The organism is Lentibacillus sp., assembly GCF_035301675.1.
Lineage (GTDB): Bacteria > Bacillota > Bacilli > Bacillales > Amphibacillaceae > Lentibacillus.
This window is the reverse complement of record NZ_DATGTT010000052.1, coordinates 96,779-115,679: the sequence shown is the minus strand read 5'-3', so window position 1 is coordinate 115,679 and position 18,901 is coordinate 96,779. Positions and strand designations below refer to the sequence as shown.

General features: G+C 44.2%; 19 protein-coding genes, 1 riboswitch and 1 other annotated feature. Of the genes, 10 read left to right on the top strand and 9 right to left on the bottom strand.

The genetic code is table 11. From position 1 onward, the window contains the following. Nucleotides 1–47: 47 nt before the first annotated feature. The 4 genes from ilvN to VK097_RS09560 form a co-directional block, all read right to left on the bottom strand. Nucleotides 48–566 (bottom strand): acetolactate synthase small subunit, encoded by a 519-nt coding sequence (ilvN, locus tag VK097_RS09575; RefSeq protein ID WP_324211578.1) that lies wholly within the window; start codon nt 564–566, stop codon nt 48–50. After that, complete coding sequence (ilvB, locus tag VK097_RS09570; protein ID WP_324211577.1) at nt 563–2,299, bottom strand: biosynthetic-type acetolactate synthase large subunit; 1,737 nt, start codon at nt 2,297–2,299, stop codon at nt 563–565. The genes ilvN and ilvB overlap by 4 nt, the downstream gene beginning before the upstream one ends. Nucleotides 2,300–2,967: 668 nt before the next feature. Beyond that, nucleotides 2,968–4,656, bottom strand: a complete 1,689-nt coding sequence (ilvD, locus tag VK097_RS09565) for a dihydroxy-acid dehydratase (RefSeq protein ID WP_324211576.1) — start codon at nt 4,654–4,656, stop codon at nt 2,968–2,970. 249 nt (nt 4,657–4,905) lie between these two features. Further along, nucleotides 4,906–5,853: a bile acid:sodium symporter family protein gene (locus VK097_RS09560; RefSeq protein WP_324211575.1), complete on the bottom strand. Its 948-nt coding sequence runs from the start codon at nt 5,851–5,853 to the stop codon at nt 4,906–4,908. Nucleotides 5,854–6,040: 187 nt separating this feature from the next. Here VK097_RS09560 and VK097_RS09555 point away from each other — a divergent pair, with 187 nt between their 5' ends. Further along, complete coding sequence (locus VK097_RS09555) at nt 6,041–7,150, top strand: branched-chain amino acid aminotransferase (protein ID WP_324211574.1); 1,110 nt, start codon at nt 6,041–6,043, stop codon at nt 7,148–7,150. Between the two features lie 52 nt (nt 7,151–7,202). Here VK097_RS09555 and VK097_RS09550 read toward each other — a convergent pair whose 3' ends face one another. From VK097_RS09550 to VK097_RS09535, 4 genes are all read right to left on the bottom strand, one after another. Continuing rightward, nucleotides 7,203–7,796, bottom strand: coding sequence for a queuosine precursor transporter (locus VK097_RS09550; RefSeq protein ID WP_324211573.1), 594 nt, complete (start codon nt 7,794–7,796; stop codon nt 7,203–7,205). Between the two features lie 51 nt (nt 7,797–7,847). Further along, nucleotides 7,848–8,342: a preQ(1) synthase gene (gene queF, locus VK097_RS09545; protein WP_324211572.1), complete on the bottom strand. Its 495-nt coding sequence runs from the start codon at nt 8,340–8,342 to the stop codon at nt 7,848–7,850. 78 nt (nt 8,343–8,420) lie between these two features. Further along, a riboswitch (PreQ1 riboswitch) is annotated at nt 8,421–8,466 on the bottom strand. Between the two features lie 230 nt (nt 8,467–8,696). Further along, nucleotides 8,697–9,350 carry a ribonuclease H family protein gene (locus VK097_RS09540; RefSeq protein ID WP_324211571.1) on the bottom strand — a complete coding sequence of 218 codons (654 nt, stop codon included), beginning with the start codon at nt 9,348–9,350 and terminating at the stop codon, nt 8,697–8,699. A gap of 81 nt (nt 9,351–9,431) precedes the next feature. Then, entirely contained in the window at nt 9,432–10,493 is a 1,062-nt protein-coding gene (locus VK097_RS09535; protein WP_324211570.1) for a dipeptide epimerase, read from the bottom strand. 429 nt (nt 10,494–10,922) lie between these two features. Here VK097_RS09535 and thrS point away from each other — a divergent pair, with 429 nt between their 5' ends. The 7 genes from thrS (at nt 10,923) to VK097_RS09500 (ending at nt 16,560) form a co-directional block, all read left to right on the top strand. Then, nucleotides 10,923–12,869, top strand: coding sequence for a threonine--tRNA ligase (thrS, locus tag VK097_RS09530; protein WP_324211569.1), 1,947 nt, complete (start codon nt 10,923–10,925; stop codon nt 12,867–12,869). A 190-nt stretch (nt 12,870–13,059) separates the two neighbouring features. Continuing rightward, nucleotides 13,060–13,186, top strand: a sequence feature (ribosomal protein L20 leader region). A 70-nt stretch (nt 13,187–13,256) separates the two neighbouring features. Beyond that, a complete protein-coding gene (infC, locus tag VK097_RS09525; protein ID WP_324211568.1) occupies nt 13,257–13,760 on the top strand; it encodes a translation initiation factor IF-3 in 504 nt (167 codons plus the stop codon). A gap of 29 nt (nt 13,761–13,789) precedes the next feature. Continuing rightward, the gene (gene rpmI, locus VK097_RS09520) at nt 13,790–13,987 is read left to right on the top strand and encodes a 50S ribosomal protein L35 (RefSeq protein ID WP_324211567.1); all 198 of its coding nucleotides are present in this window, start codon (nt 13,790–13,792) and stop codon (nt 13,985–13,987) included. Nucleotides 13,988–14,048: 61 nt separating this feature from the next. Then, nucleotides 14,049–14,405, top strand: a complete 357-nt coding sequence (rplT, locus tag VK097_RS09515; RefSeq protein ID WP_324211566.1) for a 50S ribosomal protein L20 — start codon at nt 14,049–14,051, stop codon at nt 14,403–14,405. 183 nt (nt 14,406–14,588) lie between these two features. After that, a complete protein-coding gene (locus tag VK097_RS09510; protein ID WP_324211565.1) occupies nt 14,589–15,605 on the top strand; it encodes a hypothetical protein in 1,017 nt (338 codons plus the stop codon). A 57-nt stretch (nt 15,606–15,662) separates the two neighbouring features. Next, nucleotides 15,663–15,914: a DUF1294 domain-containing protein gene (locus tag VK097_RS09505; RefSeq protein WP_324211564.1), complete on the top strand. Its 252-nt coding sequence runs from the start codon at nt 15,663–15,665 to the stop codon at nt 15,912–15,914. 73 nt (nt 15,915–15,987) lie between these two features. Further along, nucleotides 15,988–16,560 (top strand): TVP38/TMEM64 family protein, encoded by a 573-nt coding sequence (locus VK097_RS09500; RefSeq protein WP_324211563.1) that lies wholly within the window; start codon nt 15,988–15,990, stop codon nt 16,558–16,560. A gap of 40 nt (nt 16,561–16,600) precedes the next feature. On the opposite strand, the gene VK097_RS09495 is transcribed toward VK097_RS09500, so the two are convergent. Then, entirely contained in the window at nt 16,601–16,993 is a 393-nt protein-coding gene (locus tag VK097_RS09495) for a sigma-w pathway protein ysdB (protein WP_324211562.1), read from the bottom strand. A gap of 150 nt (nt 16,994–17,143) precedes the next feature. Here VK097_RS09495 and VK097_RS09490 point away from each other — a divergent pair, with 150 nt between their 5' ends. Together VK097_RS09490 and VK097_RS09485 are read left to right on the top strand one after the other, a co-directional pair. Then, nucleotides 17,144–17,629, top strand: coding sequence for a dUTP diphosphatase (locus tag VK097_RS09490; RefSeq protein ID WP_324211561.1), 486 nt, complete (start codon nt 17,144–17,146; stop codon nt 17,627–17,629). Nucleotides 17,630–17,779: 150 nt separating this feature from the next. Further along, on the top strand, nt 17,780–18,865 hold the full coding sequence (locus tag VK097_RS09485) for a M42 family metallopeptidase (protein ID WP_324211560.1): 1,086 nt from the start codon (nt 17,780–17,782) through the stop codon (nt 18,863–18,865). The last annotated feature ends 36 nt before the right edge of the window (nt 18,866–18,901 follow it).

Below are 18,901 nucleotides of genomic sequence, written 5' to 3'. Positions count from 1 at the left end.
AAGAAAATTCGATATGCCATTGTTACCGGGCTTTTTGAACATCCTTTTTAAACTAAATGTGAATTCATTTCTGTAACTTGCTGCGGCTGATAACCTCTCAGGAATGCTGTCATTCCCGTCCGTGCCATCTCTTTGATGCCATATGGTCTTAACAAGGCGATCAGAGCCTCGATTTTATCCGGTTTCCCCGTCACTTGAATCGTCAGGCTATCGCGGCTGACATCAATCACGGATGCACGGAATGGATTGATGACTCCCTGAATTTCTGCTCGCTGCTGACCGCTACTGCCAACTTTAATCAGCGCGAGTTCGCGTGCAACGATTGCCTTATCCGTTATATCTTTCACTTTCAATACATCGATTTGTTTGTTCAGCTGTTTTGTCAGCTGCTCCATCTTCTGATCATCACTGATTTCGACAACAAATGTCATTTTTGAGATTCCGTCCCGCTCTGATTTGCCGACTGTAATGCTTTCGATATTGAATTGCCGTTTATGCAGCATCCCGGTGATCCGGTTAAGAACTCCGCTCTGATTCTGAACATCGGCTGTGATTATCCGTCTCATCGTGTCACCCCTATCATTTCATGCAGGCCTTTGCCGGGTGCGATCATCGGGTAGACACATTCTTCCTGAACGACGTGACAATCAACCACAACAGGGCCGTTATAGTTAAAGGCTTCAGTTAAAACGTCTGTTAATTCTGATTCGTTCTCAGCCTTCATTCCGCGGATGCCATAGCATTCAGCCAGTTTGACGAAGTCCGGATTCTCCGGGAAAATTGATTCGGAATACCGCTTATCGTAAAAGCTTTCCTGCCATTGCCGCACCATGCCAAGCGACTGATTATTCACGATTACAATCTTAACCGGCAGCTGTCTTTCTTTAATGACCGACAGTTCCTGTGCTGTCATCTGGAAGCCACCGTCACCGACGAGCGCTACTACCAGTTCATTCGGTGCGCCAAGCTGCGCGCCAACTGCAGCCGGGAAGCCGAATCCCATTGTTCCGAGTCCGCCCGAGGTAACCCACTTGTTTGGATTGGCAAACGGATAATATTGTGCCGCCCACATCTGGTGCTGTCCGACGTCTGTTGTGACAATCGCTTCGCCATCCGAAATCTCGTAAATTTGCTCGGTCAGCCATTGCGGCGAAATATATGTTTCCGAGCGATCGTACCAATAAGGGTAATCCGTCTGATTTTGGCAGAGTGTGTCGAGCCACTCATCGTGATCACTGGCTGATATCTCCGTTTTGAGCAATGCATCCAGCGCTTCTTTGGCATCAGCGACAACCGGTATTTCCGTTTCAACGTTTTTGCCGATTTCTGCCGGATCGATATCAACATGCGCTACTTTCGCATTCGGAGCGAAGTGTTTCAGGTTACCGGTCAGCCGGTCATCAAACCGCGCCCCGATGTTGATAAGCAAATCACAATCATAGATTCCTTGATTGGCTCCGTAGCAACCGTGCATGCCGCCCATTCCCAGCGATAATTCATGAGTTCCCGGAAATCCCCCCAGACCAAGCAGTGTATTGACGACCGGGAGTTTGTGTTTTTCCGCAAATGCCTTCAGTTCTTCTGATGCTTCGGCAAATACCACGCCTGCACCTGACAGAACCAGCGGCTTTTTGGCCCGGCTGACCGCTTCTGCCAGTTTAACGATTTGCAGCGGATTCGGCTTTTTGTTCGGCTGATAGCCAGGCAAGTAGCAGTCATCGCCAGGCTCAATGCTGACGTCTGATACCCCTGATGAAATATCTTTGGGGATATCCACAACAACCGGCCCCGGCCGCCCTGTCGACGCGATATGGAACGCTTCTTTAATGACCCGCGGAAGCTCCTTCAAATCCCGGACCTGATAGTTGTATTTCGTAACAGGCGTCGTAATCCCCATCACATCGGATTCCTGAAATGCATCGGTTCCAATAACATTGCTGGCAACCTGGCCGGTAAATACAACCATCGGCAACGAGTCCATCATGGCATCCGTAATGCCGGTAATCAGATTGGTTGCTCCGGGTCCCGATGTTGCCAGGACTACTCCGGGCTTTCCGGTAACCCGTGCATAGCCCTCTGCTGCGTGAACCGCGCCCTGCTCATGGCGCGTCAGCACATGCTTGAACGGTGCATCACTGCGGTATAACGCATCATAAATCGGCAGTACCGCCCCGCCCGGATAACCGAATACAGTATCCACATTGACAGCTGTCAAAGTCTGAATCAGTAAGTCAGCACCGGTCACCTTGGTCACCTTTTTTTCCACTTGTTTTAATTCCTGCTCAGCTTTAACGTTCACTGCTGCTCGCCTCCTTTAGTATTTTTGTTAAAAAACTTAAGGCTTTTTCCCTGCTGCAAGGGGCTGCCAAAGTTTTTACTCAGCGATAAAAAAAGACCCTTTTCTTCCCACACAAAACTGCACTGTCACAGAATTACTGGGGAGAAAAGAGTCATCTTTCCACGGTACCACCCATTTTCATAGCATCTTCGCAAATGCTATCTTGCCAGCTGATTAAGATCAGCTGATTTGATAACAGGTGCATGAGCCTGCACCTGGCCAAGTCTAATGGGTTTCCCTTTCAACAAAGCACTCAGAGAAGATGTCGGAACAATATGCACTTCCGGGCTTCCAGCATCCCCGGATCTCTGTGAATGCATGCGGCATGTTCCTTTTTTCCCGTCATCGCGTTTTTATTTATAAATTTCATTGGTTAATTTTTCGTGAACTTTGAAAAGTTAAAATTAATATTGCCGATAATCATATACCGATTTTTCGAATTGGTCAACAGCTTTTGCAAAACTTTTTTGATGTTTTTGATAAGTCCGAACAATTGTATACGCTTACAATGACGGCGTGTCAGAGAATATGCTGAAATATTTCAATTTTGTTACACAGCAAAATTGGGCATTAAAAAACTTCGAAATCCTCATAATGCGGATCCCGAAGTTTTCTTTCTCTATCCCATTTTAATCAGCATCCAGGAAATCTGTCACGGCACCTTTTGATGAACAGGACACGTTATGCGCATATTTGCCCAGAACACCCTTTTTATAAAGCGGCGGCGCACTCCAATCCTGCTTGCGCTGTTTGAGCTCGTCCTCGGACACGTCGGCGGTTATTTCCTTTTTTTCAGAATCAATCGTGACATTATCGCCTTCTTCCAAAAAGGCAATCGGGCCGCCATCCTGCGCTTCCGGTGCGATATGCCCGACGACAAGCCCGTGGGTCCCGCCGGAAAAACGCCCGTCAGTAAGAAGGGCAACTTTTTCACCCATGCCTTTTCCGACCAGCAGACTGGAAACCGAAAGCATCTCAGGCATACCGGGACCTCCTTTTGGTCCGACATAGCGGATAACCAGCACATCGCCTTCCTGGATTTTATTTTGTCTGACAGCATCGGTCGCTTCCTGTTCGGTATTAAATACACGCGCAGGTCCGGTATGCCGTTTTACTTTGACGCCTGACACTTTTGCAACCGCCCCCCGTGGTGCCAGATTGCCTTTCAGGACAATCAGCGGTCCGTCTGCACGTTTCGGATGATCAAGCGGTGCAATCACTTTTTGGTCTTCTGTCAGGGATGGTGCTTCCGCCAGATTCTCTGCAATTGTTTTGCCCGTTACGGTCAGACAATCCCCATGCAGGTAGCCGGCTTCATGAAGCAGCTTCATGACAGCCTGAACCCCGCCGGAACGGTGCAGATCCTGCATAACATATTGGCCGCTCGGCTTCAGGTCAGCCAGATGCGGCACTTTTTCCTGAATCCGGTTAAAATCGTCAATCGTGATATCCACCTCGACAGCATGCGCCATTCCCAGAAGATGCAGAATGGCATTTGTCGAGCCGCCAAGCGCCATGACAACCGTCATCGCATTCTCAAACGCTTTTTTCGTCATGATATCTTTTGGATAAATGCCTTTTTCCAGCAGCTTGTACACCGCTTCACCGGCAGCATCACAATCCGCTGCTTTTTCTTCAGACTCGGCAGGATTTGACGAACTGCCCGGCAGGCTCATCCCCATCGCTTCTACCGCTGAGGCCATAGTGTTAGCGGTATACATCCCGCCACATGCACCGGCACCGGGACATGCTTTGCACTCGATATTCTTGAGCTCCTGATCATCGATATCGCCATTATTATGTTTGCCGACGCCCTCAAACACTGACACAAGATCGATATCCTTGCCATTATGCGATCCCGGCGCAATCGTACCCCCATAGACAAAAATAGCCGGCACATCGGAATTGGCAATCGCAATCATGCATCCCGGAATATTTTTGTCACAAGCTCCGATGGCAACAAAACCATCCAGACTTTCCGCCCCGACAACCGTTTCTATTGAATCGGCAATCAAATCACGGCTTGGCAGCGAATAGCGCATTCCCTGCGTCCCCATCGAAATACCGTCCGAAACGGTAATCGTATTGAAAATAAGCGGTGTCGCGCCCGCTTCTCTTGCCCCTTTCTTTGCACTGACAGCCAAATCATCGATATGAATATTGCACGGCGTTACCTCACTCCATGTGCTGGCAATACCGACCATCGGCTTTTTAAAATCTTCATCCGTTACACCAACCGCTCTCAGCATGGCTCGGTTAGGTGCCCGCATTACATCATCACTGAAAACTTGACTTTTGATGCGTAAATCTTTTTCCATCCTGCAGACCACCTTCCTTTTTCGAATAATTATATGCCTAATATTCTAATCGTTCAATCTTTTTGTTAAATTTCGTGATATTTATAACTGAAATATGTGTGATGCACAAGAAAGTCGTACCGGCTCTCGGTTGCTATCAGTTACAGCCCGATCGATTTTAAGAGCGACTCGATCGAATCCCATGTGTATTCGATTGATTTCATGCACTGCTCGATTGATTTGATACAGCTCACGCTTGAATGCTTTACCTCAGTCTGCTTTATGATGCAAATCAGCAGTCCGTTTGCCCCACCAGGTGGCCAGAACCGGGCCGGAAATATTGTGCCAAACACTGAACAAAGCACTCGGAACAGCAGCAATTGGTGAAAAGTGGGCAAGCGCCAATGCGGATCCAAGCCCTGAATTCTGCATACCGACCTCGATTGAGACAGCTTTTTGATCAGCAAAATCAAATTTGAACAGTTTGCCAAACAGATAGCCAACCGCAAGACCAAGCACGTTATGTAAGATCACAACGGAAAAAATCAGCAGTCCGGTCGTAAGGATATCCTCTCGGTTAACCGCCACAACAGCAGACGCCACAGCCACAATTCCGACAACAGAAACAAGCGGCAATGCTTGGATACTTTTATCAACTTGTCTGCTGAACAACAAACGGACAATGATGCCCAAGACAATCGGGATCAGTACAATTTGCACAATCGATATGAACATATCAGCCGCAGATACCGGAAGCCATTGACTGGCAAAAAGCAGTGTCAGTGCGGGTGTCAAAATCGGCGCCAGTACAGTCGAAACGGCTGTCACTGATACGGACAGGGCTGTATTTCCTTTTGCCAAAAATGTCATAACATTTGAAGCTGTTCCACCCGGGCAGCAGCCGACCAGAATCACACCGGCTGCAATCTCCGCCGGAAGCTGAAAAATCACCGCAAGACCAAACGCTACTAGCGGCATTACTGTATATTGTAAAACAACAGCAATGAGAACACTGATCGGCGCTTTGAGCACGCCTTTAAAATCATCAAGCGTCAGCGTCAGTCCCATACCAAACATAATAATTCCCAGAAGCAGCGATACATGCGGTGCAATCCACGCAAAACCTCCCGGAAAAATTAAACTTAAAGCGGCAAATAAAACCACCCAGACAGCAAACGTATTTCCCGCAAAATCACTGATCTTTCCTAATGTTTTCATGGTTTCCCCTCCCAGATGTAATGGATTAATATTCAGATAACTATTGATTGTAGCACAAGCATCCTGACAGGAAAAGTCCAATTTTTAAAACATTGTTACAATATCCAATAAATAAATTTTTGGGCTTGCTTTTGCACGAAATTTATCCTATGATTGTATACAACTTTTTACACAAGGGGATGGCGACATGGAGGAAGAACAACAAGGAATCCGAACCGAAATCTGTTCTTCAGGCAAGGAAAAACCCAAATCAGACCAATTGGAGTTTGGAAGAATTTTCACAGACCATATGTTTTTGATGGACTACACGGATGACAAAGGCTGGCATGATCCGCGCATTGTGCCTTATGAGCCATTGAATGTCGATCCATCGGCAATGGTTTTCCATTATGGTCAATCAGTGTTTGAAGGAATGAAGGCGTATCTCACTTCAGACGGGGATGCCCAATTATTCCGGCCGCAGCGGAATTTCAGCCGGATGAACCATTCCAACAGCAGGCTTTGCATCCCGCCGATTGATGAGGCATTTGCATTGAAGGCGCTCAAACAGCTCGTTGGACTGGAAAAAGACTGGATACCTGAAGCAGAAGGAACATCCCTGTATATCCGGCCGTTCATTATTTCAACCGAGGCTTTTCTCGGTGTGGCACCATCAAGTCATTATAAATTTATTATTATCCTATCGCCGGTCGGCGCTTATTACAAAGAAGGCATCAATCCGGTCAAAATTGCAGTCGAACACGATTATGTCCGTACCGTCAAAGGCGGAACCGGTGAAGCAAAAACCGGCGGAAACTATGCAGCGAGTCTTAAAGCGCAGGAAATGGCGGCAGAAGGCATCGCTCAGGTGTTGTGGCTCGACGGTGTTGAGCGCAAGTATATTGAGGAAGTCGGCAGCATGAATGTCTTTTTCAAAATTGACGGCAAAGTTGTGACACCCGCTCTGAATGGCAGTATTCTGGAAGGTGTTACCCGTAATTCCGTTATCCAGCTGCTGAAGTATTGGAATGTCCCGGTTGAAGAAAGAAAACTCTCAATGGACGAAGTAATCCAGGCGCACAAAGACGGCAAACTGGAAGAAGCATTCGGTGCCGGCACAGCTGCTGTCATTTCACCAATCGGCGAGTTGGTTCGCGGCGAAAAACACCTTGAAATCAATAAGGGAAAAACCGGAGCTATTGCCAAGCGTCTGTATGACACACTGACTGGCATCCAATACGGCAAAATCCAGGATCCATTCGACTGGGTTGAAAAAGTTGAAAATATCAAGCAAGCTGCACTGAAAGCTTCAGGTTAAGCATCTTAAAACCCCGGCGCACCAATTGTTCCGGGGTTTTTTAGTATAAAATCTATCTTGCAAATTTCACCAGCAAATAAACAATAGGTGTGTCTATTAGTGCAACAGCAAGTTTAAAGAAATATTGGGAGACAAGCATTCCCAGTAACACACTGAATGGGACGATCCCCCAAAAAGCGACTGTAATAAAAATAACCGTATCAGTGAGCTGGCTGGTCAGCGTTGACAAATTGTTTCGCAGCCAAAGCTTCGATTCCCCATGCCTCGATCTCAGACGGTGGAAAATGCTCACGTCAAGGTTTTGACTGACAATATATGACAACAGACTTGCCAGCGTCACTCTGAAGCTACCGCCCAAAACCGCTGCAAATTCCGGCTGCAGACCAAAATCCGGTGCCGGCGGTAATTTAATGACGATAACAATAAAGAAAAGAGCGATCACCTGTGTCAAAAAGCCTGCCTGTACCGTCTTCCTTGCAGCATCTTTCCCGTAGGCTTCACCAATTACATCCGTAATCACATAGGTGACAACATACACAATGACCGTCCCGGGCAGCACGATTCCCCCGATGCTGAACAGTTTTACACCCAATACATTCGATAGCAGTAACAAGCCGACAAATAATGCATTTAAATAAACAAACATCCAATTCCCTCCCTATCAACCTAAAGGAAAGGATTCATAGCTAACCCTCTATTAGCGATTATCAACTTTTTCAGGATACAGATCATGATTCATCAGACGATGATCGGCTATTTGTTCATACTTAGTATCCGGTTTTCCATAGTTACAGTACGGATCAATGGATATACCGCCGCGTGGCGTGAATTTTCCCCATACCTCTATATATCGCGGATCCAGCAAATCGATCAGATCGTTCATGATAATATTGATGCAGTCTTCATGAAAATCCCCATGATTCCGGAAACTGAACAAATATAGTTTCAGCGATTTGCTTTCAACTATTTTTTGGTCTGGTATGTAACTGATATAGACCGTTGCAAAATCCGGCTGTCCGGTTTTTGGACACAATGTCGTAAATTCCGGACAGTTGAATTTGACAAAATAGTCCCTGTCAGGATGCAGGTTATCAATTGCCTCGAGCAATTCAGGTGTATAATCAAACTGGTAACTCGTTCCCTGATTGCCCAGTTGATTTAAATCTTGTAAATCATCACGCCGTTCTGTCATCGCAAAAAACCTCCCATCTATCATTTGACAAATAAAAAAACCACGGCCTAAGGCACATGGTTTAGAAATCGCAATCATCTGTCCTTAGTTTTTTATAGAGGGTTGGGCTAAGAACCTCTCCCGTCTTCAAAACGGATATATTTTTATCCTGTCACGCACATTATTATATAGCGGAAATAGACTTCTGTCAATTTGCTTGACGCTGGTCATACAGCGATCGCGCGATTTTGGTGGCTTATCGCGCGAAATCTCCTTTTATCGCGCGATTTGGGCGGACGGTCGCGCGAAATAATAGAGTTGCCGCGCGAAATCTGCTTTTATCGCGCGATCTTCGCTATACCATTGAAATAAACACTAAACCTCGCTCGTGCTTGTTACATCAACACCCTTTAACCCCTGTGATGCCAGCCGGTCCGCTTCCTGATTATTTTTCCTGGAAACAAGTTCATATTCCGGATCAATGCCCAGTCTGTCAAAGTCGTTTTCAATTCTGTCAGCCCAATGGTTTAATTTTGCTTCATAGCACGGCCATTCACCTTTCAGCTGATTGATAACAACTTGCGAATCACCGGTAAACGTAACTGTCAGATGGTGGACACCCATTAATTCCAGTTCCTGTACGGCCAGATGAAGCGCCGCATATTCGGCTTCATTATTGGTTTCCAGTTCCTCGACGAGAGCATTTTTACGCTGGCGCCAGGATTTCCCGTTCTGTTCATAATAGATGACACAACCCAGACCGGAGTTTCTGGTGGTCAGATCAAAACCGCCGTCAAAATAAACCGTCACCTCATGTGGCTCAGTTTTAATAGCCTCCATCTGTTTCTTCATTTCTTTCAACGTCCATTTGTTCTCATATTTATCCACGAACATTATCTCTTTTGCCCGGGCGGTTTTTTCCAAATCTTCAGCTAACAGAAGTGCTTTGGCCGTCCGCATTTCATCGGAACTGAAGGAAGTTTCTGTGCCTTTGGGTGTGATGTAAGATAATTCAATTCTGACATTCATTGTGGAATCACCTTTGTATGAATTTATTTTGCTCGTTTTAGACAGTATTCCCGTTATGTCAGTTAAATATTTTCGGAAAAGTCAGGTGAATCCAAGCCCAGGCTTATTGGACAGCTCAGCCGTTGCGCCGTGCCATGTGATGCCGCCTTTTTCAGGTTGTTCTTTTAACCATAATACTGCATCAAGATCATAATATGTAATGTTGCAGTGCGCATAAGCGAGATGAGCAGCTGCAGCTACAGACACGCTGGATTCCATCATACTGCCAATCATGCACTCAATTCCTGCACTCTGTGCTGTATCGGCAATTTGTCTCGCCCGTCGAATCCCGCCGCTTTTCATCAACTTAATATTCAGTAAGTCAACAGCTTCCATTTTGATCAGCCTAAACGCATCGAACGGAGAAAAGAGGCTTTCATCTGCCATAATTGGTATGTCAACACGCTCACGGATATATTTTAATCCCTCAAAATCATGAGCCGGAACTGGCTGCTCAACCAGTTCAATACCTCTCTTTTTCTCAAGGTGCCTGATGATTTGAACTGCCTGTTTACGATCCCATCCCTGATTGGCATCCAAGCGTAATGTCGCCTCTTCGCCAACAACCTCACGAATCTTTTCTATGCGGCTGATGTCCATTTGTTCGTCGTTTCCAACTTTAATTTTCAGCACATTAAACCCTTGGCCCACACGTTCTTTTGCATCCTTTTGCATAATTTCCGGACGGTCCAGGCCAATGGTCATATCTGTTTCAGGAAACACTGAACCACCGCCCAGATATTGGTGCAGCGGCACTCCAAACAGCTTACAATAAGCATCATGCAAGGCAATATCAACCGCAGCTTTAGCACTTGTATTGCCAATACAGTTTTTCTCCACTTTTGTCAAAATATCTTCCAATTCTTCGATATCACGATTTAGTATAACGTCTTTAATCGGTCCGTCAATAGCAGCATGGATACTGGGCAGTGACTCACCGGTAATCTGCCATGTGGACGCAGCTGAACCATTCCCGGTATCGCCATTTTCCAGACGAATCATCACATCAATTACTTCAATTTCGGTGACTTCTCTCAAGGCTGTTTTAAATGCTTTTTCCAATGGTTTGGATGTCTTTTTTGTCTGGACTTCACTAATTTTCAAAAGTGTCTTCCCCCTTATTCAAAAAAACCCCGTTATACTCATCATTGACTCAAAAAACGAACACCTTACATTTAAAACGGTTGTTTTTGACACAAAATCCATAAACTGCGACATAAATTAAGGTATAAGTTAGTGCGTCTTCTACCGCTCCGGAAATACACGCCGCTTTCCGCGGGCGGCTGGTGAGCCTCCTGTGGGACAGCGAGCCTAAGAGATCCCACGGCGAGCGGTCTTTGTGAGCGAGGAGGCTCGTGGTAAGCCCACGGAAAGCGAGTATATTCCAGCTGCGTGGTTAGAGATTCTCGCTAACTTCTGGTTTGTGTCGCAGTATAGATCAACTGCGAGGTTTAAAGAACGGCAAAATTTAGGAAAAATGGCTTAAAATTTGAGGATTTCCCAATTAGATGATTCAACAAAGGAGCGATAAATATGAAAGATATTACAATTACATTTCCTGATGGAGCGAATAAATCGTTTCCCCAGGGGACAACCGGCGAAGATATTGCAGGTTCGATTTCACCTGGGCTAAAAAAACAGGCACTTGCAGTTAAGGTCGATGGCAATTTATTTGATCTAAGACGCGAGCTTCCTCACGGCGGAGCGATTGAGATCATTACGTATAAAAATCAGGAAGGCATTGAGATTATGCGCCACTCAACAGCCCATTTACTGGCACAGGCGGTTACCCGATTGTTTGATAATGTGAAATTCGGCGTAGGCCCGGTTATTGAAGAAGGCTACTATTATGATATGGATTTGGATCATGCCCTGTCAGCTGAAGACCTCACAAAAATAGAAAAAGAAATGAAACGCATTATTGATGAAAATCTTGAAATTGAACGTATGGTGGTTGCCCGCGAAAAAGCGAAAGAGATGTTCCGGGAAATCGGCGATGATCTGAAACTTGAATTAATTGACGATATCCCGGAAGATGAACAGGTGACAATTTACAAACAAGGAGAATTTTTCGACCTGTGCCGTGGGGTCCATGTTCCATCGACAAACAAAATCAAAGCATTTAAATTGCTGAGTGTATCCGGGGCATATTGGCGCGGTGACAGCAATAATAAGCAGCTGCAGCGCATTTACGGGACAGCTTTTGAAAAGCAAGGCCAGCTTGATGAGCACCTGCGCATTCTTGAAGAGCGGAAAGAACGGGATCACCGTAAGCTGGGTAAGGAACTGGATATCTTTACTGTTTCACAAAAAGTGGGCCAGGGTTTGCCGTTGTGGCTGCCGAAAGGGGCGACCATACGCCGTATTATTGAACGTTATATTGTTGATCTTGAAGAACGTCTCGGTTATGACCATGTCTACACACCTGTTTTGGGCAGTGTCGACCTGTATAAAACAAGCGGTCACTGGGATCACTACCAGGATGACATGTTCCCGATAATGGAAATGGACAATGAAGATTTGGTGCTCCGTCCGATGAACTGTCCACATCATATGATGGTGTACAAAAATCAATTATACAGCTACCGTAATTTGCCGGTCAGAATCGCTGAACTGGGAACTATGCACCGCCATGAAATGTCAGGTGCACTGGCAGGGTTGCAGCGTGTCCGCGCGATGACCCTGAATGACGCGCATATATTCGCCCGACCGGATCAGTTGAAAGAAGAATTTATCAGGGTTGTGGAACTTGTTCAAAAGGTGTATAAAGATTTTGGAATTGAAGACTATTATTTCCGTCTATCATACCGTGACCCGGAAGATAAGGAAAAATATGTGGATAATGATGCGATGTGGGAAAAAGCACAGGCCATGCTGAAAGAAACGATGGAAGAAATGGATGTTGAGTATGTTGAAGCCGTGGGAGAAGCTGCCTTTTACGGGCCGAAATTAGACGTGCAGGTACAAACAGCCTTAGGAAAAGACGAAACACTGTCCACTGTTCAGATGGACTTCCATTTTCCAGAACGCTTTGACTTGACCTATATCGGTAAAGACGGCAATGAACATCGTCCGGTTGTCATCCACCGCGGTGTCGTCTCGACAATGGAACGTTTCGTCGCATTCCTGATTGAAGAATACAAAGGTGCGTTCCCGACTTGGCTGGCACCCGTTCAAGTAAAGGTTATACCTGTTTCAGCGGATGCTCATCTTGACTATGCGAAAGAGGTTGCTGATAAATTACGGTTCGAGGGCATGCGAATCGAAGTGGATGAACGCGATGAAAAAATCGGTTATAAAATCAGGGAAGCACAGACACAAAAAGTTCCATTCGCCTTGGTGCTTGGCGACAATGAAATGGGAACGGGCAGTGTGAACGTCCGCCGTTACGGAGAAAAAGAGTCCAAGACATTAAGCTTTGACGACTTTAAAGCATTGATTAAAGAGGAAATCGATCAAAAAGTACTCAATAAAAAATAACAGCTTTCCCCGGGTAGGCAACTTTACCCGGGGTTTATTCGGATTAGGCCTGTTAACCACTTAAAGGCATCTGGGCTTCCCTTCTGGCCGCAATCATGATAAACTGATAATGAAGCTTTTGCAGGCTGGCAGAGAACTGTTGACACACGGTTTAATAGATGCTATTCTGTAAAAGTTGAACAAAATGATCTGAGACAAGTAGAAGCACCCGCTTCTCACCTGATCGACGCGATTATGCAGTCGGCTGGTTCTGAACTTTTCAATAGTGATTATTGGAGACGTGTGGGTGCAGTATGTACCGACACTTTTTTATTTGTGATAGAAACACTTGTCAATGACGGATCAGCGTAATAAAAAATTTGGAGGTGGCTGGCAATTAGCAAAGAAATGAACGTCAATGAAAAAATCCGTGCCCGCGAGGTACGTCTGATCGATTCTAATGGGGATCAGTTAGGAGTTAAATCACGCAATGAAGCGCTGGATATTGCTCAAAAGCGCGAACTGGATTTAGTTTTGGTTGCACCAAATGCTAAACCACCGGTATGCCGTATTATGAACTATGGTAAATACCGCTATGAGCAGCAAAAGAAAGAAAAAGAAGCGCGTAAAAAACAGAAAGTCATTAACGTAAAAGAAGTGCGGTTTACTCCGGGAATTGGCGAACATGATTTCAACACGAAACTTAAGAATGCACGAAAATTCTTAAGTAAGGGCGATAAAGTTAAAGCTTCTGTCCGTTTCCGCGGTCGTGCCATCACGCATAAGGACCTTGGCCGGGAAGTTCTTGACCGTCTGGCAGAAGAAACTAAAGATGTGGCAACCGTTGAATCCAAGGCAAAAATGGAAGGCCGCAATATGTTTATGATGCTTGCGCCAATCAAAGAAAAATAAGCATTTAACGATACAAGGAGGATACCAATATGCCTAAAATGAAGAGCCATAAAGGTTCACAAAAACGTTTTCGCAAAACAGGTTCAGGAAAGTTGAATCGTGGACACGCGTACACAAGCCATATGTTCGCAAATAAATCACAAAAACAGAAGCGTAAACTGCGTAAATCCGCTATCGTTTCCAAAAGTGATTTCAGACGCATTAAAACAATGCTTCCGTATAAATAAGAAACCGATGAATTGTATTAAATATGTAACGATTTTTCAATTGTATTAGGAGGGAATTACTATGCCACGTGTAAAAGGTGGAACAGTTACGCGCAAACGCCGTAAACGCGTATTGAAATTAGCCAAAGGTTATTATGGTTCAAAACATTCATTATTCAAAATAGCAAAACAGCAGGTCATGAAGTCCGGGCAATATGCCTATCGTGACCGCAGACAGAAAAAACGCGACTTTCGCAGGTTGTGGATTGCCCGCATTAACGCTGCAGCGCGCATGAACGATATCTCATACAGCAGATTGATGCACGGCTTAAAGCAAGCTGGTGTTGAAGTTAACCGTAAAATGCTGTCAGACCTTGCTGTCAATGATGAGAAGGCATTTGCTCAATTAGCCGACAAAGCTAAGGCAGCATTGAAATAATGACGTAATTAAAAGCCAAACCCATTTTACGGGTTTGGCTTTTAGTGTATAGGAGGAACAAACACGTCATCTGTCCTATTTCAGTTTGAGGACAGTGGACATGTCCTTTGATCCTGCGGTGACAGAACCCCAAACTAATGGTAAAATAAATACATATTTTAAATTATGAAAGGGGTTGCCATTGTGCCAGGTGCTCAAATAAACCCTATGTTAATACAACAATTGACCAATAAGAATATAACAGAAATTCCTGAATCACCGACTGTTTCCTGGTTGCCGGGTAAGTACACAAAATTAATCAATAAAGACAAAAGTAAAATCAGTACTCGAAATGCTGAAAATATTTTTATGATTAAATGCAATAGCTGTCAGCGAAAGGGAAAATACAATGTTGGATTAATGGTTGTCAATAGTGATCTTAAAAATAATGTTAAAGATGCGGCTAATAGAATTCAAACGACAGGTTATTTTCGATGCAAACATTGTAATGATGCAGGAAATTGGGAAATGCCACCTGAATTTAAATTAGCACCGTTAAGATTAATCAATTCAGAAAATTTAGATGAAGAAAGTGTCACAACAGGTAAAAATCAAATATATGATGGCACTTCGCATATACTCAGTTCGGATGCTGAAACACATCTATTACATAAACTTCGCGAAGAACCCGCAAATGCTTTTATTTGGAATAGGCTTGGAAATCTATATCTTAAAGGCGACCGGCCTGAAATAGCGGCAAGTGTATTCGAGCATTCTTTAACTTTAGATCCAAAGCAGACGGAATCACACTTTACATTGGGGCATCTGTTTATGGAAGTTGGCAATTATGAGAAGTCTGCTTATCATTTCAAACAAATGCTGCTTTATGCAAGTGACTATTATTCTATGAAAGCAGAGGACTTGAGAGAAATACTTGCCGCCGGATTACAATATTTATTTCTTATTCATTTGGAAACGGATGAGAAAATTCCATTTTTACCAACCCGTGATGAATTAGAGAGTGCTGGTAAAGTGGACGACATGGTACAGAGTGAAAAAGGTGTGGATGTGGAAATTATCCCTGAGAACATGGAATCGTTCTACCCTTTTGCTGAAATGTATATGGGGAGACTAAGAAAAAAATTGCCTGGCAGATCGAGAACTTTAAAAATACCAAAACAACGAAAATCAAAAAAGAGAAAGAAGAAAAAGAAGAAATGAGTTTACAGAAACTGCCAACGAATAGCTTTACTGGGGTAGCAGGAGAGATAACAAAAAATGATTATCACTTACATAACTGGTGTCAATATAATTGCATTCCTGATCATGGGAATTGATAAGCAAAAAGCAAAAAAAGAAACCTATCGCATACCCGAACGGACCTTATGGGGACTCGCTATTTTAGGCGGTGCATTTGGGGTATGGGCAGGCATGAGAAGCTTCCACCACAAAACAAAGCATCGTTCATTTGTTATAGGAATTCCGGTATTAATCATACTTCAGGCCGTTTTTTCGTTTTCCTTATTATAATGTCATAATGGCTCGTCTATTGTCATATACTTGTACTGGCGTATGAAGCAAGTTCCGGGGAAGGAGGCAGGGCATGGAACTGGCTGGTCATTATATCATGGTTTTTATTGAAACAGGCGGATTGCTTGCACCGATTTTATTCATCAGTTTTCATTTATTAAGACCTTTATTTTTTCTCCCGGTTGTTTTCATATGTGTTTCAGGTGGTGTACTTTTCGGAACTGTTGCCGGGACATTGTATTCCGTGATCGGCATTACGCTATCGAGCCTCATTTTTTACGCGATTATTCGCTGGATGCCAAACACCTTCGCAAAACTTGTCAACCTGAAGCAAAAGCTGATGGGGAACAATTCCGAATTTACAACATCGCAAATTGCTCTGCTGAGACTTGTGCCTTTCATTCATTTCCATATGTTGTCCCTGTGCCTGATTGAAATATCGTCAGACTTCAGGGATTACACGAGATCATCCATTTTGACAAACATCCCATTGGCATTTGTTTACACATCAGCAGGCAAATGGATATCCAGTTTGTCTCCGCTCCATATCCTCATCTTGTTATTAGCAATGCTGCCATTTATCTACATTCTGAGACGAAAAGAAATTATTATTAAATGGAATGATTTTTTCCAGGTCAGCACGTAAAAAATGCGCATCCTCCGGGGTGCGCATTTTTTACGTTCGCTTAATCAATCGTTGTCAGTATCAGTTTATTAATCGGATATTTCCAGGTTATGGCAGCATGCGGATAGCGGATCAAAAATTCTTTTTCAATGAAATATAAATCATCCCGGGTGATCCCCTCCAGTTCATTGGCATTACGGGCAAATATGTGGATATCGACGACCTCAAACGAGTCTTCAGTTGCGTCAATATATTTTTCACCCTCAAACAAACAGCTTTTATATACAAATTGAATATTCTTTTTGGAATTACCAGGGTCATCCACCATGTAAAACGTATTAGTTTCTTTGGCGATTTGCAATTTACGATCAGGGTTTCGGAAGTATTGAACAATCGTATAGACAATAAGAATAATGGCTACCAGTATAAGCAATCGAAATAACAGAACAATCATATCCCTTGTCTCCTTGTAACACTTGATAATATGTATATACGTTTCAAATTCACTGGAAGTTTCACGAATATGATGATTTCATGATACAATTATAAGCAAATATTTTAGAGTTGTTGTACATATCCGCAACGTGAAATGGGGCAGAGTAATATGGAATGGTTGTCATTATATACGATGCAAAAACAGCTGGATGCATATATTGAAGCCCAGCATGATCTCTCGGGCAGGGATTTGTTTAAAGAGAAATACTTGGCTTTACTTGTGGAGCTGGGTGAACTGGCTAACGAGACAAGGTGTTTTAAATTCTGGAGTGTCAAACCACGCAGTGATCAATCGGTTATTTTAGAGGAGTATGTCGATGGCATTCATTTTATTTTGTCGCTGGGACTGGAAAAGGGCTGCCGTTATGTTTCTGAAATAATAAAACCGGCTAAAATGGACGAGAGCGGGCAGTTTAACCGTGTTTATGATTTATGTTCGGCATTTTATCGTGAACCTACGGAGGAAAATTACAATAAATTGTTTGAAAGCTATCTACAGCTTGGTGCCCTCTTGGGGTTTGATGCACAAGGGGTTAAAGATGCTTATTTAAAAAAGAATGAAATCAATTATGAGCGTCAAAATGAGGGGTATTGACCATAACTATACGTGGAAAAGTGGAACTTCATTCAGTGAGGCGCTTTGTCCCACTGCATGTCAGTTTGACAGAATCGGGAATTTAAAAAATTTTGTCATTTACAGTAATGGCGTTATAATGGTAGAGGATAATGAAGGAGGTTTATACATATGGCAAATTTAGATGAAATGAATACGATGCTTAAAGACTTGACAGACGCACGTGGAATTCCGGGTAATGAAAGGGAGCCACGGGAGATTATGGAGAAATATATTGCCCCTCATGCTGATGAAGTCTTTAAGGATAATCTGGGGAGTCTGATTGCGAAAAAGACCGGTGAAGAAAATGGACCTAAAATTATGGTGGCCGGTCATTTGGACGAGGTTGGCTTCATGGTTACACGGATTGATGATAATGGCTTTGTCTATTTTCAGACAGTCGGTGGCTGGTGGAACCAGGTCATGCTGGCACAACGGGTAACGGTTATGACAGCCCGTGGTGATGTGACCGGTCTGATAGGTTCGAAGCCGCCGCATGTGTTGTCAGCCGAAGAACGCAAAAAACCTGTCGAGATTAAAAATATGTTTATCGATATTGGTGCTTCCAGTAAGAAGGAAGCGCAGGATTTCGGCGTCCGTCCAGGTGATTCAATTGTACCGTACTTTGAATTCACACAGATGAAAAACGAAAAAATGCTGATGGCCAAAGCCTGGGATAACCGGATTGGCTGTGCCATTGCAATTGAGGTATTGAAACAGCTGAAAAGCGAAAAGCATCCGAACATTGTCTATGGTGTTGGAACCATTCAGGAAGAGGTTGGCCTGCGCGGAGCGCGCACGTCAGCACATGCCATTAAACCGGATATTGGCTTCGGTGTTGATGTGGGGATTGCCGGGGACATGCCAGGCGTATCTGATAAAGAAGCGGACAGCAAACTTGGAGAAGGTCCACAAATTATTATCTATGATGCATCTATGGTTCCGAGCAAAGGTGTGCGTGATTTGGTTGTTGATACTGCAGACGAGCAGAACATCCCATATCAATTTGCATCCATTGCCGGCGGCGGAACGGATTCCGGTTCCATTCACTTAACGGCAGACGGTGTTCCATCACTGTCAATCACCATTGCAACACGATATATTCACTCCCATGCTGCGATTTTGCATCGCGATGACTTTGAGAATGCTGTCAAATTGATCGTTGCCACGATAAAAAAACTGGATGCTGATAAAGTTAAAGAAATTAAACTCGGTTAATGATAAACTGAACGGAAAACACAATAATAGCATGCC

Bases quoted from the DNA above. Each gene is read 5' to 3' on its own strand.
- VK097_RS09485 (WP_324211560.1), top strand. From the start codon at position 17,780: ATGGCAAATTTAGATGAAATGAATACGATGCTTAAAGACTTGACAGAC.
- queF (WP_324211572.1), bottom strand. From the start codon at position 8,342: ATGACAGAACGGCGTGATGATTTACAAGATTTAAATCAACTGGGCAAT.
- ilvN (WP_324211578.1), bottom strand. From the start codon at position 566: ATGAGACGGATAATCACAGCCGATGTTCAGAATCAGAGCGGAGTTCTT.
- ilvD (WP_324211576.1), bottom strand. From the start codon at position 4,656: ATGGAAAAAGATTTACGCATCAAAAGTCAAGTTTTCAGTGATGATGTA.
- rpmI (WP_324211567.1), top strand. From the start codon at position 13,790: ATGCCTAAAATGAAGAGCCATAAAGGTTCACAAAAACGTTTTCGCAAA.
- VK097_RS09495 (WP_324211562.1), bottom strand. From the start codon at position 16,993: ATGATTGTTCTGTTATTTCGATTGCTTATACTGGTAGCCATTATTCTT.
- VK097_RS09490 (WP_324211561.1), top strand. From the start codon at position 17,144: ATGGAATGGTTGTCATTATATACGATGCAAAAACAGCTGGATGCATAT.
- VK097_RS09560 (WP_324211575.1), bottom strand. From the start codon at position 5,853: ATGAAAACATTAGGAAAGATCAGTGATTTTGCGGGAAATACGTTTGCT.
- infC (WP_324211568.1), top strand. From the start codon at position 13,257: ATGAACGTCAATGAAAAAATCCGTGCCCGCGAGGTACGTCTGATCGAT.
- thrS (WP_324211569.1), top strand. From the start codon at position 10,923: ATGAAAGATATTACAATTACATTTCCTGATGGAGCGAATAAATCGTTT.
- VK097_RS09550 (WP_324211573.1), bottom strand. From the start codon at position 7,796: ATGTTTGTTTATTTAAATGCATTATTTGTCGGCTTGTTACTGCTATCG.
- VK097_RS09500 (WP_324211563.1), top strand. From the start codon at position 15,988: ATGGAACTGGCTGGTCATTATATCATGGTTTTTATTGAAACAGGCGGA.
- VK097_RS09505 (WP_324211564.1), top strand. From the start codon at position 15,663: ATGATTATCACTTACATAACTGGTGTCAATATAATTGCATTCCTGATC.
- VK097_RS09555 (WP_324211574.1), top strand. From the start codon at position 6,041: ATGGAGGAAGAACAACAAGGAATCCGAACCGAAATCTGTTCTTCAGGC.
- rplT (WP_324211566.1), top strand. From the start codon at position 14,049: ATGCCACGTGTAAAAGGTGGAACAGTTACGCGCAAACGCCGTAAACGC.
- VK097_RS09540 (WP_324211571.1), bottom strand. From the start codon at position 9,350: ATGAATGTCAGAATTGAATTATCTTACATCACACCCAAAGGCACAGAA.